Below are 15,516 nucleotides of genomic sequence, written 5' to 3'. Positions count from 1 at the left end.
TCATGACGGTTAAAAAAGACAAGAATGAATCCGGGGCTGGGCAGGACATACTGGAACAGGCGCGCCGCGTGGTTAAGATCGAGGCGCGGGCGGTCGAGGGCCTGCTCGACCGTCTGGATGACTCCTTTGTCCGGGCGGTGGAGATGATCCTGGCCTGCCGCGGGCGGGTGATTGTGTCGGGGGTGGGCAAGAGCGGCATCATCGGACGCAAGGTGGCGGCAACTCTCACCAGCACCGGCACCCCGGCCCTGTTCATCCACCCGGTGGACTGCATGCACGGCGACCTGGGCCTGGTGAGCCGGGAGGACGTGTTCATCGCCATCTCTAAAAGCGGCGAGACGAGCGAGATGGAGCGCCTTCTGCTGCTGTTCAAGCGCCTGAACGTGCCGGTGATCGCGATCACTGGCGGACGGGGCAGCTCGCTGGCCCGCACCGCCGACCTGGTCCTGGACGTGGGTGTGCCGCAGGAGGCCTGCCCGCACGACCTGGCGCCTACGGCCAGCACCACGGCCGCCATGGTGATCGGGGATGCCCTGGCCGTGGCCCTGCTGGTCAAGCGCGGGTTCCGGGCCGAGGATTTCGCCGCCCTGCACCCGGGCGGAGCCTTGGGCAAACGGCTCCTGCTGCGGGTCGAGGAGGTGATGCTGCCCCTGGACCAGACCGGCCGAGTGCCCGTGAAAGCCACGATGAAAGAGGCCCTGATGGAGCTGGTCACCCGGCGCGGCCTCTGCGCCGTGCTGGATGACAGCGGCAAGCTGGTGGGTGTGGTCACCGACGGCGATTTCAAGCGCCTGATCGGTAAGAACCCCGATTGCATGGGCGTACCCGTGACCGCGGTGATGAACGCCAGCCCCAAGATGACCCATCCGGAGGAGCTGTGCGTGAGCGTGCTACAGAACATGGAGCGCTTCAGCATCATCTCCATGCCGGTGGTGGATGACGACAACCGGGTGGTGGGTTCGGTGCACCTGCACGACATGATGCGCGCCCGGGTGCTTTGAACGGGGACCTGACAGGAGAGAAAGCTTTGAGCTGCATGGTTGATTTCTGCGGACTGACTCGGCGTTTCGCCAAGGCGGGATGCCTGCGGACGGCTGCTGTTCTGGCCCTGGCCCTGTTTCTCGCCTGCGGCGCGGACCGGACCGAGACCGCCCCGATGGCTGCAACCGGAGAGGAGGTCGAGGCCCCGGAGCAGGTGTTCGACTCCTTCGAGCTGGCCGTGACCGACAACGGCGTGCGCAAGGGCTGGGTCACCGCGGCCGAGGCGGCCAAGTACGACCGGCGCAAGGTGTTCACTGCCCGCGACCTGAAAGTGGTTTTCTACACCCCGGCCGGGCAGGTCAACTCCATCCTCACCTCACGGCGCGGAATCATCCACACCGACAGCGGCGACATGGAGGCCATGGACTCGGTGGTGGTCTTCTCGGCCGACAGCTCGCGGGTGCTTCTCACCCCGCGCCTTCTGTGGCGTAAGTCGGACAACCGTATCCTGAGCGACACCACGGTGGAGGTGCGCAGCCGTCAGGGGGTGGTTTTCGGCGACGGGATCGACTCGGATGCGGCTTTCAGCGATGTGAAGGTGACCAACCCCACCGGAGACATCAATGTCCTGCGCCAGTGACTGTGTTCGGCCGGGTCTTGAATCGCGTGGTGTTTTGTGTGAGGCGGGGAGTCCCAGGTTGAGATTCACGTGTAGACCGGTCTCTACCGGGAATGTAAAGTCCAGCGGGCGAACACAAGGTTCACCCCTACGGTATCCGATGGCTTCATCTGTTGACAAGGGACGGCTTTTACTCCACAGGATAGAGTCCCAATTAAGGGGTTTAAGGTCTTTCGTAGGGGCGAACCTTGTGTTCGCCCGTGACTCGTTGCTCCTTCTCTGTCTTCTGACAACCCCCGCTTTCCCTCATGGCTCGGCGCCGGCCGACAGCGCCGCCGGCCCGGTTCCGTTCCGCCTCGAGCGCGCCGACCAGTCCTTCAAAAAGAGCGACAGCTCCGGCGCCGTGGTCTACATCCTCCAGGGGGCGGTGGATGTCCGCCACGGCGAGTCGCGCATCCTCTGCGACAGCCTGCTCTATTTCCCGTCCGGGAACTGGTTCCTCTGCCTGGACTCCGTGCACCTGACCGACCCGGAGCGCGAGCTGCGCTGCGACTCGCTGTCCTATTACGTGGAGCGCGACTACTACCGGGCGGCCGGTAGCGTGCGCTGGTCGGGCGAGGGGGTGTCGGGCCTCGGGCGCCTGGGCGAGTACCGCCGCGACCGAGGCCTGATCCGCCTGGAGGGCGAGGCCGCGGCCTGGGACAGCCTGCGCCGTATTGACGCGGACGAGCTGGAGTACGAATCGAACACGCATGTGCTGCGCGCCCTGGGCCGGGTGCGCATGCTGGAGTTCGCCAGCCGTTCCACCGCCCAGGCCGCAAGCGCGGTCTACCGCAAGGACTCCGGCACGGTGCTCCTGACCGGACGGCCCGAGATCGCCTATTTCGAGAAGGGCGACTCTGTCTCGCCCTACCACCTTGTCAGCGACGAGCTGCGGCGCTACGGCCCGGACAGCGTGGTGGCGGTGGGACGGGTGCGCCTGTGGCGCGACAGCCTCACCGTGACCGCGGACAGCCTTTTCCACGACCTTCGCCCCGGGGTGAGCTATTTCCGGGGCGGGCCGCCCCTGGTGGTCGATCCGCGGTTCACCCTGCGGGGGACGACAATCGACGTGCGCACCGCCGGCCACAAGCTGCGCCGGGTGACAGCCCTGGGCGCGGCCCGCGGCGAGTTCAACCCCGATTCCACGGCCGCGGCGCCGGACAGTGCCCAGTCCTCGCTCGCTCCAGTCGGGAGCTGGATCACCGGCGACAGCCTGGAGCTGTATTTCGGCGATTCCGGGATCGACAGCCTGAGCGCGGCCGGCGCCTCGCGCAGCTATTTCCGCGAGAACGCCCAGACCGGTGTCAACTATATCCTGGGACGGCGTATCAGGCTGGTCTGGGAGAGCGGCCTGATCGACCGCGTGCAGGTGGAGGGGGGCGGACGGGGGCTTTTCCTGCAGCCGGACAGTGTCGCCCGGAGCCTTGGGCGGCCTGACTCAGCCGCCGCCGGGATCGATTCCGCACAGGGTGCGGGGCCACAAATACATTGACAGGTCACGTGCTTGGCAATACAATTAAGTGAGGTTTGACCAGGCTGGCATGAATCTTGATACGGACAGATCAGCGCCCGGTGTCTCAGCCGGGCCCGACAGCGGTGGACCGATGGAGGACAAAGCCCTGAGCCGGCTTTACACCCGTGGCCTGGTCAAGGTGTACAAGAAACGCTCCGTGGTGAACGCGGTGGATGTGGAAGTGCACCAGGGTGAGGTGGTGGGCCTGCTGGGCCCCAACGGAGCGGGCAAGACCACGACGTTCTACATGATGGTCGGGCTGATCCGGCCGGAAGCCGGCGACATCTTCCTGGGAGATGAAAACATCACCGGCCTGCCGATGTACAAGCGGGCCAGGCGCGGGATCGGTTACCTTCCTCAGGAGGCTTCGATTTTCAGGAAGCTCACTGTGGAGGAAAACCTCCAGGCGATCCTCGAAACCCTGCCCATCCCGCGCGCCGAGCGCCGGCGGCGGCTGGAGAGCCTTCTGGGCGAACTGGGGCTGGAGTCTCTGCGCAGGAGCCGGGCCTATTCACTTTCCGGCGGCGAGCGGCGCAGGCTGGAGATAACCCGGGCCCTGATCACCGACCCCCATTTCATCCTGCTGGATGAGCCGTTCGCCGGAGTCGACCCGATCGCGGTTGACGATATCCAGGGGATAATCGCCCGGCTGAAGCAGCGCGGAATCGGGGTGCTGATCACCGACCACAACGTGCGCGAGACGCTCCAGATCACCGACCGCGCCTATATCATGTTCGAGGGACGGATTCACCTGAGTGGAGATGCCAATACCCTGATAAACGACCCGACCGCCAAAAAGCTCTACCTGGGGCAGGATTTCAGGATGTAGCCCGGCGGCACGGAAACCGGCTAAGCGGAAACGAAGACTCCCGAAAGCGGTCCGATTCATGGCCCTGCACAACAGAATGGAACTGCAGTACCGTCAGGAGCTGACGATCAATCCGCGGCTGTACCAGGCGATGGACCTGTTGCAGATGCCGCTGCTCGACCTTCAGATGCACCTGAAACAGGAACTGCTGGTCAACCCGTTCCTCGAGCTGAGCGAGGATGTCGAGGAAAGCCTGGAGCCGGGCGATGAGATGGATTACGGCGAGGACGGGGACGGCGACGGACCGGAGAATCTGGACGAGTACGAGCCCGCCGGCAGCGAGGAAAACGCGGTCGAGCTGGAGGAGGAGCCCTCCGTCACGGAGGACTTCGAAACTGTCGGGGCGGAAGAGTTCGCCGAGTCGTTCTCAGCGGATGAACCGCCGTCCGAGGGCGACCTGACCACCAATTCGCAGGAGGATGTCGACTGGGACAAGGTGCTCTCCGAGGGCGATTTTGATTACGACAACTACGCCCAGGAGATCGACGACCGCGAGTTCCACGAGAAAGCCCCCACCGGCGGCCGCACTCTCTACGAGTTTCTTACCGAACAGTTCGTTCTGCTCAGGCTGACCACCGCCGAGAAAGAGATCGGCGCGGAAATCATCGGCGACATAAACGAGGACGGTTACCTGTCCAGCCCGCTGCCCGAGATCGCTTTCCGGATGCGGCGCAGCGAGGCGGATGTCGAGCGGGTGCTGGAGATGATCCAGTCGCTCGACCCTCTGGGAGTGGGCGCGCGCGACCTGCGCGAGTGCCTTGTGATCCAGTTGCGTGAGACCGACCGCGAGGACTCGCTGGCGTTCCGCCTGGTGCACGATTTTTTCGAGCCCCTCACGCGCCGTCACTGGCAGGACATCGCCCGCAGCACCGACCTCACTCTCAAGCAGATACAGGACGCCGCCGATGAGGTGGCCCATCTGGAGCCCCGCCCGGGGCGCCTCTACAGCGGCGGGCGGGATGACAATTATGTCATCCCCGACCTGGTGGTGGAAAAAGTCGAGGGCGAATACCTGGTGTATGTCAACGACTCCAATCTGCCGCGGCTAAGGCTGTCGCGCGCCTACCAGGATGTGGCCCGCGACCGCAAGAAATTCACCGGCGAGGCCCGCGAGTTCATCTACTCAAAGCTGAACAACGCCAACTGGCTGATCCAGGCCATCGAGCAGCGCAAGCAGACCATGCTCAAGGTGATGCGCTTCATCGTGGAGAAGCAGCACGATTTCTTCGAGCACGGGATCAGCCAGCTCAAGCCCCTGACCCTGCGCGAGGTGTCCGAGGCGATCAACATGCACGAATCGACCATAAGCCGCGTCACCAACGACAAATACTGCCAGACCCCGCGCGGGGTGTTCCAACTGAAATTTTTCTTCAGCGTGGGTTTGAGCAGCGACACGGGCGAGGATGTCTCTGCGCGCGGGATCAAGGACAAGATTTCGAAGATGATCGAGGGCGAGGACCAGTCCAACCCCTTGACTGACCAGGAAATTGTCAGCAGCTTAAAGAAGGACGGCTTGCAGATCGCCCGGAGGACCGTGGCCAAGTACCGTGACCAGCTCGGAATCCTCCCGGCGCGCATGCGAAAGCGCATCTGAAAGCCAGAACACGCCGCGCTGAGCGGAGTATAAAAGAGACGGACGAGAACCACGCGATGACGGCGACAGTTTCCAGGGCTGGAAACGGCCGTAAACAAGACAGCCCGTGGGGAAGTCCGCGGATTCAGCGGAACGGTTATTCAAAACCATGTAATAGGGGAGGATACGGACACCTGATTCGTCGATATTCAGGCTCTTACATACGTGATCTCGGGATGGGTTCATGGATCGAAGCCGGAGGCAGGTTAGCGGTATTTTTCTAATCGGCTGATGGAAGGAGGATTAAATGAAGGTTCTGATCACGAGGAAGAACGGTGCGTTGAGCGGCAGCCTGAAGGATTACATCGAGACAACGGTTTCCGAACTGGATCGCCATTTTTCAAACATCATCGATTCGCACGTGATTATTGACGCGGAGGGGAAGGCCAATTCGGTGGAAATCACGTTGCGTGTCGCCGGCCGTACGCTGGTCTCAAGTGTGAACAGCGCGAACTTGCGGGCCGCGATCGATGGCTGTGTCGACAAACTTGACAAGCAACTGGACAAGGTGAAGGGGCGCTACAGGAAGAAGGGGCGCAAATCTGAGGATAACCTCGTCGGAGTGGAGGCAGAGGCCTTGGAAGAGGACATGCTCGAATTCGAAAACACGGAAGAGGGACCGACTCTTCTGACCATAGAGCGGGAGGAGCTTCTCTTTGAGGTGGAGGAAAGGACCGGCACCGCAGACTGAGGCATGCATTCCGCCCGATAGGGACTGACCGCGAAGCCGCGTCTTCCAGCCGTGGAAGATGCGGCTTTGTTTAATTCCAACCCCATGTGCGGATGGTTCGGATGTCCAAGACGCTGAAGGTGGAGGATTTTCTCAAGCGGTTCCAGGAGCGTTTCCAGCTCAATGTGTTCACCGGTCCGGAGACGTTGGGCGGGGAGCTGAACAACAGCGAGGTCAGCCGTCCCGGCCTGGTGCTGGCCGGGTTTACCCGCCGCTTCGCTTTCCATCGCACGATGGTCTTGGGCGAGACCGAGATCGTCTACCTGGAGGAGCTGCCCCAGGACCGTCTGCGCGAAATCCTGGACCTGATGTTCGGGTTCCAGGTGCCGATGATCATCATCTCGAAAGGCCTCGAGCCGCCCGCCTACATGGTCGAGGCGGCCAACAACCGCGGCGTGCCGGTGCTGGGCAGCGGTCTGGGCACCCAGGAACTGATCCGCAAGCTGGCCAACGCTCTGGAGGTGTTTTTCGCCGCGCAGACCTGGGTTCACGGCAGCCTGGCGGATGTGTTCGGCGTGGGGCTGCTCTACATCGGCCCGAGCGGGATCGGCAAGAGCGAGTGCGTGCTCGACCTTGTCGAGCGCGGACACCGTCTGGTCTGCGACGACCTGGTGCACGTGGTCCGGGTGGGCGAGAACTCGCTGGTCGGGATGCTGGGCAACGAGAAACTGGGCCACCACATGGAGATACGCGGCCTGGGTATAATCGATGTCTTCCGGCTGTTCGGCATCCGCTCGGTGCGGGCGCGCAAACGCATCGAGGTGGTGGTGCAGCTCTCGATGTGGGACGAGAAGGAAGAGTATGATCGCACGGGGCTTAACGAGTCGAAAACGGAAATTCTGGATGTGGAGCTTCCGTTGATAAAACTTCCGCTCGTGCCGGGTAAGAATATCACTGTCATCAGCGAAGTGATTGCCATGAATTACCTGCTGAAGCTCAAGGGGCACAACGTGGCCGAGGAGTTCAACCGCAGATTGCTTGAACAAATGAGGCAAGACTATTATATTGACGAGTTATCCGAGTGAATAAGCCCCCGGCGGCCACTCTGTCCGATCGGCGGCCCGGCCCCGTTCTGCCGGAACTGAATGCGGTTACGATGGTTCGATGATGACTTCCTTGCGACGCGAGATCAAGGTGCAGAACAAGCTGGGCCTGCATGCCCGGCCTGCCGCCATGCTGGTGCAGACAGTCGGCCGCTTCAAGTGCGAGCTCACGGTGACAAAGGAAGATATGACCGTGAACGCGAAAAGTATTATGGGAGTGATGATGCTGGCGGCTGAGTGCGGCTCGACCCTGGCCCTCGTCGGTGAAGGTGAGGATGCCGGCGCGGCGATGGATGCGGTGGAGGAGCTGTTCGCGCGCAAGTTCGATGAAGGGGAGTGAGACATGGCCGCCGCGGGAAACGGAAGGAAAAGCCCCGGACCGCGCAGGAAGTCGTACAGTGAGATAGTCCTCGCCGGACTGGCTGCCTCACCGGGTATTGCCATAGGGCAGGCTTTTGTCCTGGCCCAGGACCACCCGCAGGTGCCGGAGCGCAGTATCGAGCCCCAGGATGTGCCGGCCGAGATCACCCGTTTCCACGAGTCCCTCGAGACCACCCGCAGGCAACTGCTCGACATAATCGAAAACCTCAAGCCGAGACTGAGCGAGCAGACCAGCCGTATTTTCGACGCCCACCTGCTGATGCTGGACGACGTGATGGCGGTGGAGCAGACCGAAAGCCTGATTCGCACGAAGATGTTCTGCGCAGAAAAGGCTTTTTCCAGCGCCATAGGCAATATCACCGCAGCCCTCAAAAATCACACGAAAGACAACTACCTGCGCGAGCGCCTGGATGACATTCGGGACGTGGAGCGTCGCGTGCTGGCCAACATGCTGGGTAGCGAGGACACCTCGCGGATCAGCCTGGAGCGTGAGGCGATAATCGTGGCCCACGACCTCACTCCCTCGCAGACAGCACAGTTCGACCGGCGTTTCATCCTGGGCTGCGGCACGGATGTGGGCGGCACCACCAGCCACACCGCGATCCTGAGCCGCTCGCTCGAAATTCCAGCCGTGGTGGGCCTGGAGCGGATCACCCCGCTGGTCAAGACCGGAGATGAGATCATCCTGGACGGCTATGCCGGCCGGGTGATAATCAACCCGCTGCCGGGCACTGTCGAGCGCTACAAGGGTCTGGAAAAGAAATGCCACGCCATGGAGAGCCGTCTGGACCAGTTGCGCCACCTTCCCGCCCGCACGCTGGACGGCCGCTCGGTGGAGCTGTCGGCCAATATCGAGTTCCCAGAGGAGACACCCTCGGTGGTCAGCCACGGGGCCAAGGGCGTGGGGCTGTTCCGCACCGAGTTCCTCTACCTGACCCGGGACTACCTTCCCTCCGAGGAGGAGCAGTACCGCAGCTACGCCGAGGTGGCACGCGCCCTGCACCCAGACCCGGTGATCATCCGCACCCTGGATGCCGGGGCGGACAAGTTTCACAGCCTGCTGCAGATATCGCCCGATCCCAATCCGTTCCTGGGCGTGCGGGCGATCCGCATCTGCCTGAAGCGGCCCGACATTTTCCGCACCCAGCTCAGGGCGCTGCTGCGGGCCACGGTGTTCGGCAACGTGAAGATCCTGTTGCCGCTGGTCACCACCCTGGAGGAGCTGAAAAAGGCCCTGGCATTCATCCGCCGGGTGCGCCGCGAGCTGGAGCGCGAGGGCGTGCCGGTGGGCGAGCGGGTCGAGGTGGGAATCATGATCGAGGTGCCCTCGGCGGCCCTGATGGCCACCGAGTTCATGCGCTTCGCCGATTTCGTCTCCATTGGCACCAACGACCTGATCCAGTATGTCCTGGCCGCCGACCGCGGCAACGAGCGGGTGGCGCACCTGTACCAGCCGCTCAACCCGGCGGTGATCCGCCTGATCAAGCACGTGGTGGATGCCGGCAACGCCGCGGGCAAGTGGGTCGGGGTCTGCGGCGAGATGGCCGGCTATCCGCATACCGCCCTGCTGCTGCTGGGCCTGGGGGTGCAGGAGCTATCCACCTCGCCGTCCGTAATCCCGCGGATCAAGAAAGTGATCCGCTCGGTCTCGTACGAGGAGGCCCGCGCCCTGGCCGAGCGCGCCCTGAGCTACAGCAGCGCCTCGCGCATACGCGAGCTCCTGATGCAGAAGGTCGAGGAGATAGACAAGAGTATTGTCGGGCTTTACGACAAGTAATCCCGCCCTGTCCCATCATCCGGGAAGCGTAGCTGCACGGCGTTTACCTGAGATGCGATTCAGCTTCCGGCGGCCGGTCCGGCGCCGGAGATCAACCCACGGAAAAAGCGAAGATGCTCGATTATCACATTCATACCCGTTATTGTGGCCACGCCTGGGGTGAGATGGAGCAATATGTGGAACACGCCCTCGCGGTCGGCCTGGATGAGATGGGGTTCAGTTGCCACTATCCCTATCCGGCGGGGTTCGAGGAGCCGGCCCCCAACTGCTCCATTCCGGCCGGGCTGTTCGATGAATACCTGGACAGCGCCCGGGAGCTGCGCGAGCGCTACCGCGGTCGGATCACGATCCGCCTGGCCTCGGAGTTCGACTACCTGGGCCCCGAGTGGCCGGTCCATCCCCTGGCCGAGGCCGAGCGTCTGGGCCTGGACTATTGCCTGGCCTCGCTGCACCTGGTCGAGGGCGTGGTGGTGGACTATAACCCCGAGCTGCTGCTCAAGGGGATGCGGCAGAAGGGCTGGGACATGGATGACCTGTACGAGCGTTACTGGACCACCCTGCTCGAGCTGGCCCGTCCCGGCTACTGCACCACCGTGGGCCACCTGGACCTGGTCAAGAAACTGGCCGGGGCCGAGCCCGCGCTGACCCCCAAGCGCGACCACAGCGCCCTGGTGCTGCGGGTGCTGGATGCTCTGGCCGCCAGCGGCACAGCCATGGAGATCAACACCTCCGGCTGGGACAAGCCCTGCGCCGAGCAGTATCCCTCCGAGTGGATAGTCGTAGCGGCCGCCTCTCGCGGGGTGCCCATCACCGTGGGCAGCGACTCCCACCGTCCCGAGGAGGTGGGGCGCAAGTTCGACCGTCTGGCCGCGCTGCTCGAACGGACCGGGGTGCGCCAGCTGGTGCGTTTCGAGGGCCGCCGGGCCTATGCCTATCCCCTGAACGAGGAACCCGGACAGAAAGCGGCGGGACAATGAGCCGGTCCTGGACAGAGCGGCTCGGCCGGATCGGGCTGACCGGCTGGATCTTTATCGCTATCCTGGCCGCGGTGGCCATGGGCTGGATTGTCGGCGCACCGCTGCTGGTGGTGACCGAGCCGCTGGGAACGGCGTTCCTGTCCCTTCTCAAGATGATCATCGTCCCGCTGATAGCAAGCACTGTATTTTGCGGGGTAGCCGGTCTGAGCGACCCGGGCGGCCTTGGACGTCTGGGGCTCAAGACTGCGGCCTGGGTGGCCATAACCTGCCTTCTGGCGATCCTTACCGGATTGTTTCTTGTCAACCTCATTCAACCCGGAGTGGGTGCCGAACTCGGGCTGCACAAGCTGCCGGAGGGTTTTAATCCTGAAAAAGTGAAAGCCATCGATATCCTGCTGAAAATCATCCCCGACAATCTGGTGGCCGCCACGGCCAGGGGTGAAATACTGCCCGTGATCCTTTTTGCGGTCCTGGCCGGAATATTCACCAACCACCTCGCCCCCCAGCACTCCGAACCGTTGAAAGCCTTTATGGGTGGCGTGTCCGAGCTGATGATGAAAATCACCGGTTTCATCATCCACCTGGCCCCGTTCGGCGCATTCGGCCTGGTGGCGACAATAGTTGCCCGGACGGGTTTCGCTCCGTTTGTTCCCCTGGCGAAATACGCCCTGTGCGTTCTGCTCGGGATACTCCTGCACGGACTCGTGACCCTGCCGCTCATCCTGCGGTTAATGGGTGGGATCAGCCCGGTCAAGATGCTCAAGGCGGTGGCTCCGGCGCTGCTGACCGCTTTTTCGACCTCTTCGAGTTCAGCGACCTTGCCGCTTTCTCTTGAATGCGCCGAGAAACGGGCCGGCATCTCGAACCGGGTATGCAGTTTCGTGCTGCCTGTAGGCACCACGGTCAACATGAACGGCACCGCGCTTTACGAGTGCGTGGCCGTGCTGTTCATCTCGCAGTACTACAGCTCGCACGGCATGACCGCGCCCCTGAGCGTGACACAGCAGATACTGGTGGTGTTCACCGCCCTTCTGGCCGCAGTCGGAGCGGCCGGGATACCGATGGCCGGGATTGTGATGATGAGCATGGTGCTGAGCGCGGTGGGCCTGCCGCTGGAGGGCATCGGCCTGATCCTGGCCGTGGACCGTATCCTGGACATGGCCCGCACCACGCTGAACGTCTGGGGCGACCTGAGCAGCACCGCCCTGATCGCCGCCAGCGAGGGCGAGACCGGGCTGACCGTGCTGGCGGGCCGGGAATGAGGCAGGCACGGCGGTCCGTGTCGGGCCGGGGCCTGTTTGAACAGAGGGAAAGCAGATATCGGCCCGGTAGGGGCTATATCCGCAGATCACAGCTCAGCGGTCGGTCAGGGCGTCCAGGATATCGTCGCGGAACCAGGCCAGTAAAGTTGTGACTGCCGCACTGATCAGCAGGACGTAGACCGGCACCGCTCCGCCCACGACCGGCAGGACAATTTCCGATTTCATCAGCGCTTCAGCCGACCCGAACCACTCATACAGCTTGTACGATACCTGCGCGATCCAGTTGTTTCCGGCAGTTGCGGTCGCATCGAGAGTGCCTGATCCTGTACTTAGATCGAGCACGAACAGCAGCACAGCCAGCGCTGTGGCCCCAAGCGCGGCCCCGGCCACTCCCAGCCACATGCCACGGCGGAACGCCCTTTGTTCGGCGGCCAGAAGCTGCTCCAGGTTTTCGGCTTTAGCGAATATCCTCTCGGCCAACCCGGCCGGGGCCTCCAGCTCCGGGGTCTCCTGCAGCGCCACAAGGAGCTGCTCGTGCAGCCGGGCCAGACGGTCGCAGGCCGGGTCAACCGCGCGGGCGGCGTCCATCCGGCAGCGCAGGCCCTCCTCCAGCGCCCCCTCGACATAATCAGCCACATTCTGCTCGAATTCCCTGTAGTCCATATCGACCTCGCTGACTTTATTTCAAATGTACGCCGTTGATCCGGTCAGGGCAATGACCGTAAAGCCCGATCCTCCGACTGCAACCGCTTCAGGGGCTGCCAGCGGCGATAAGTGGCAGACCGTAACACCCATTCCAGCGGCCCGAACTGGAATCTGTTCATCCAGAGAAAGCTGACACACATTTCCGCGATGTAGATCAGAATAGTGAGCAGCAGCCCGGACAGAGGACTCAGTTTTCCGAACAGTCCGAAACCGTAAGAATAGAAAAGGGTTGTGCATAACACGGTCTGGAGGATGTAGTTGCTGAGGGAAGTCCTTCCCACTGCGGCAAAAGCGCCGGACAGCCAGGCCAGTCTCCCTGACAGCACGAACAGCGCTACTCCTGAGGCATAACCCGCCGCCAGTATCGGAATGCACAGCACTCTAAGCGGACCCATGTCACCCATTGAGAAAACAGAGGTAACCGTCTCGCCGGTGAGACCGAGTAATATACCCCAAAAACACAAGCGTTGCAGGAAAAGCCTGCGGGTTGTCAGATCTTTCAGAAATCCGCTACGCCAGAGCCAGAGTCCGCAGAGAAAGCGGGGGAAAACGAACGGCAGCAGCAACGGAAGAGAGCCGACATGCCGTTCCAGGAAGTCTCTGAGACGGTCATGCTGGAGGGCCTCCCAGGTCCCGCGTCCGTACAGTTCGATTTCCCGTTGTAAGGCGGCGATGTGGTCCGCAACCGGCTGGTTCCCATGGTTGTTTATGACCAGGGACAGCAGGAGCATCAGGGCTTGAAGCCCGGCCGCCCACCAGAGAATTTTTTTCTGGCTGCTGTTGCGGAACAGTAAAAGCAAAAGGCCGAATGCCGCATAGGTGGTCAGGATATCTCCAGCCCAGATGAACAGACCATTAATCAGGCCAAACAGGAACAGAACCAGCAGGCGGCGCTTGTAACCGGCAAGAGACATCGTGCCGCGCGCAGCCGCCCGTTCCATCTGGATGGCGAAGCCCGTTCCGAAAAGAACGGCGAAAATGGTGATGAATTTTTCGGATACCAGCACATCGAGCAGGAATGCCACCGTACGGCTTACCGGGTCCGTCCAGATCAGGCTGGGGGCGAAATGGATATCCGGCGAACTCAGCCCGATCATGTTGGAGGCCAGCACTCCGAAAAGAGCGAATCCCCGCAGGACATCCAGCAGTGCGATGCGTTCTCCGGCCGGGACCGGGGCGGGAGGGGTACACGAATCGGGGGTTTCCAGTGACATTGTCTTAGTGGAACAGGCTTCCATCGAATCTCTCCGGTCCTGGCTGGGCGTGTTGCGCCGATCCGACATCACAATGGGAAACGGCTGGTTTTTGTACGGTTCAACTCCCGGATACAAGTTTCGAGCTACAAGCCATCCGCTCCGATCCGTGACTCGATCAGACCGGCCAGTTGTATCTTGCCGCGCCGGATATATGTTGCCACGGTATCGCGGGGGATTTCCAACGCCTCGGCCACCTCCTCGTAGCTGAGGCCGCCGAAATAGTGCAGCCCGATAGCCTGGGCCCACTCCGGCTTGAGCCGCCGCAACTGCTCCCGCACGATAGATCCCATCTCGTTGGCCGAGCAGATGGTTTCGGGATTGTCGCTCTCATCGGCCACCAGCTCCGCCAGGCTGCGATCCTCTCCGGCCAGCGGTGCATCCAGGCTGGCTGAGGGCAGTTGCTTCCTTCGCATCCGGCTGATACAGACATTGGCCGTGATCTTGAAAACCCAGCTCGACAGTTTGGCCTCGCCGCGGAAAGTTTTCAGGGAGCCGTAAACCCTCAGGAAAATATCCTGGGTGGCGTCCTCGGACTCCTCGCGGTTGCCCAGCATCCGGTACGCGTGGTTGTAAACTTTTTGCTGGTACATGTTTACCAGCGTACTGAAATCGGTGTCGGATTGGATCATGATCCCGGCGGTTCAAGGTTATCGGGTGACGACAGGGCCATAAGACGCAGCGACGTCTGAAAAACTTTCAATTATTCCAAGAAATTTTTGTTCTTAGCAAAAATAGTTGAAACCGACAGGAAAGAACATGCGTCCAAAGGCGGCAGGTCATCCAGGGAAAGGGAATTTTCGATTGATCCTCAACAGGAGGGAACAGGCATGACACAGAACACGATTTATGGTATTGTGGTTCTTGCAGCATTCGCCATGGGGATGCTGAACACCTTTATTAAAGCGCGTTTCGAATACCTGCAGAACGTGGAGCTAATCAAGCGTGGAATGAGGCCGAAGGACAAGCGTATCCCGCGCCATTCGTTGCGTCTGTTGTCATTGTCCATTCCGGGACAGTACTCTATTGTATTCGGCATTTTTTTTCTTTCCCTGGGCCTGGGTTTTGTGATTTCTTTTCTTATTTCGGGCTTATGGCAGAACGACCACTACATGGGTGGGCTTGCGTTTTCATTGGCCAGTTTGCTGGCTGGAATAGGATGCATTGCCCACTGGAAGCTCACGGCAGCCCAGCGTGAGCGGGCACTGAAATTCCAGGAGGAGATGCTGCGCTCCCAGGATTTCGACCGCGATGCAGAGCCGGATAGGAAACCGGAGGAGCCTGGCCCGGCCTGACCGTGCTGAAGAAACAGAAACCGGAGTGAATGCGGTCCTCATCAGACAGGAAAAACACAAGGGGCGGGTTCATTTGAACCCGCCCCTTGTCATATTCAAAATCTGTGGCCGATCATATCGTGCAGCCCACCGAGCGCCGTTGGTACAGCCAGAGCCAGAGCATCGTCCCGGCGAACATAAGCCCCGCGCCCACGTACAGGGCGGGCGCCCCGGACTCGAACCCCGGCAGGGCCACCGGCTTGTTCAGCGCCTGGCCGCTGCTCTGCAGGAACATGAAGCAACGCGCCATCAGGGAACTGCCCTCCAGGCTTGCGGCGGCATTCTCAATCGGCTGGCTGACCGCTTTACCGATCCAGAAGTAGAGGGAAGTGCCGCAGAAACCTGCCAGGATCAACAGCGCGGTCAGGCTGCGCTTGAGCATCCGGAAGTAAGCCGCC

General features: G+C 61.9%; 16 protein-coding genes. 12 read left to right on the top strand and 4 right to left on the bottom strand.

Going from position 1 to position 15,516, the window contains the following annotated elements; all coding sequences use genetic code 11:
• Positions 1–2: 2 nt before the first annotated feature.
• From LLH00_14405 to LLH00_14355, 11 genes are all read left to right on the top strand, one after another.
• Entirely contained in the window at positions 3–1,001 is a 999-nt protein-coding gene (locus tag LLH00_14405; GenBank protein MCE5272467.1) for a KpsF/GutQ family sugar-phosphate isomerase, read from the top strand.
• 35 nt (positions 1,002–1,036) lie between these two features.
• The gene (gene lptC / locus LLH00_14400) at positions 1,037–1,621 is read left to right on the top strand and encodes an LPS export ABC transporter periplasmic protein LptC (protein ID MCE5272466.1); all 585 of its coding nucleotides are present in this window, start codon (positions 1,037–1,039) and stop codon (positions 1,619–1,621) included.
• Positions 1,622–1,850: 229 nt separating this feature from the next.
• Positions 1,851–3,134 carry a hypothetical protein gene (locus LLH00_14395; protein MCE5272465.1) on the top strand — a complete coding sequence of 428 codons (1,284 nt, stop codon included), beginning with the start codon at positions 1,851–1,853 and terminating at the stop codon, positions 3,132–3,134.
• A gap of 112 nt (positions 3,135–3,246) precedes the next feature.
• Positions 3,247–3,984, top strand: a complete 738-nt coding sequence (gene lptB, locus LLH00_14390; protein MCE5272464.1) for an LPS export ABC transporter ATP-binding protein — start codon at positions 3,247–3,249, stop codon at positions 3,982–3,984.
• A gap of 58 nt (positions 3,985–4,042) precedes the next feature.
• Positions 4,043–5,617, top strand: a complete 1,575-nt coding sequence (rpoN, locus tag LLH00_14385) for an RNA polymerase factor sigma-54 (protein ID MCE5272463.1) — start codon at positions 4,043–4,045, stop codon at positions 5,615–5,617.
• Positions 5,618–5,903: 286 nt separating this feature from the next.
• Positions 5,904–6,347 (top strand): ribosome-associated translation inhibitor RaiA, encoded by a 444-nt coding sequence (gene raiA / locus LLH00_14380; GenBank protein MCE5272462.1) that lies wholly within the window; start codon positions 5,904–5,906, stop codon positions 6,345–6,347.
• A 101-nt stretch (positions 6,348–6,448) separates the two neighbouring features.
• Positions 6,449–7,411, top strand: a complete 963-nt coding sequence (hprK, locus tag LLH00_14375) for an HPr(Ser) kinase/phosphatase (GenBank protein MCE5272461.1) — start codon at positions 6,449–6,451, stop codon at positions 7,409–7,411.
• Positions 7,412–7,490: 79 nt separating this feature from the next.
• On the top strand, positions 7,491–7,769 hold the full coding sequence (locus LLH00_14370) for an HPr family phosphocarrier protein (protein MCE5272460.1): 279 nt from the start codon (positions 7,491–7,493) through the stop codon (positions 7,767–7,769).
• 3 nt (positions 7,770–7,772) lie between these two features.
• Positions 7,773–9,587 (top strand): phosphoenolpyruvate--protein phosphotransferase, encoded by a 1,815-nt coding sequence (gene ptsP, locus LLH00_14365; GenBank protein ID MCE5272459.1) that lies wholly within the window; start codon positions 7,773–7,775, stop codon positions 9,585–9,587.
• 113 nt (positions 9,588–9,700) lie between these two features.
• Entirely contained in the window at positions 9,701–10,564 is an 864-nt protein-coding gene (gene hisJ / locus LLH00_14360) for a histidinol-phosphatase HisJ (GenBank protein MCE5272458.1), read from the top strand.
• Positions 10,561–11,826 carry a dicarboxylate/amino acid:cation symporter gene (locus LLH00_14355; protein MCE5272457.1) on the top strand — a complete coding sequence of 422 codons (1,266 nt, stop codon included), beginning with the start codon at positions 10,561–10,563 and terminating at the stop codon, positions 11,824–11,826. The genes hisJ and LLH00_14355 overlap by 4 nt, the downstream gene beginning before the upstream one ends.
• Before the next feature lie 93 nt (positions 11,827–11,919).
• On the opposite strand, the gene LLH00_14350 is transcribed toward LLH00_14355, so the two are convergent.
• The 3 genes from LLH00_14350 to LLH00_14340 all read right to left on the bottom strand — a co-directional run bounded on the left by LLH00_14350 (position 11,920) and on the right by LLH00_14340 (position 14,416).
• A complete protein-coding gene (locus LLH00_14350) occupies positions 11,920–12,489 on the bottom strand; it encodes a hypothetical protein (GenBank protein ID MCE5272456.1) in 570 nt (189 codons plus the stop codon).
• Between the two features lie 44 nt (positions 12,490–12,533).
• Positions 12,534–13,769 carry a DUF418 domain-containing protein gene (locus LLH00_14345; GenBank protein ID MCE5272455.1) on the bottom strand — a complete coding sequence of 412 codons (1,236 nt, stop codon included), beginning with the start codon at positions 13,767–13,769 and terminating at the stop codon, positions 12,534–12,536.
• Between the two features lie 101 nt (positions 13,770–13,870).
• Positions 13,871–14,416 (bottom strand): sigma-70 family RNA polymerase sigma factor, encoded by a 546-nt coding sequence (locus LLH00_14340; GenBank protein ID MCE5272454.1) that lies wholly within the window; start codon positions 14,414–14,416, stop codon positions 13,871–13,873.
• Between the two features lie 198 nt (positions 14,417–14,614).
• On the opposite strand from LLH00_14340, the gene LLH00_14335 reads away from it, so the two are divergent.
• On the top strand, positions 14,615–15,079 hold the full coding sequence (locus LLH00_14335) for a hypothetical protein (GenBank protein ID MCE5272453.1): 465 nt from the start codon (positions 14,615–14,617) through the stop codon (positions 15,077–15,079).
• 112 nt (positions 15,080–15,191) lie between these two features.
• On the opposite strand, the gene LLH00_14330 is transcribed toward LLH00_14335, so the two are convergent.
• Positions 15,192–15,516: hypothetical protein (locus LLH00_14330; GenBank protein MCE5272452.1), on the bottom strand; the 325-nt coding region annotated here is incomplete at its 5' end.

The organism is bacterium (assembly GCA_021372515.1).
Classification (GTDB): Bacteria; Gemmatimonadota; Glassbacteria; order GWA2-58-10; family GWA2-58-10; genus JAJFUG01.
This window is presented reverse-complemented; position numbering and strand designations above follow the sequence as displayed.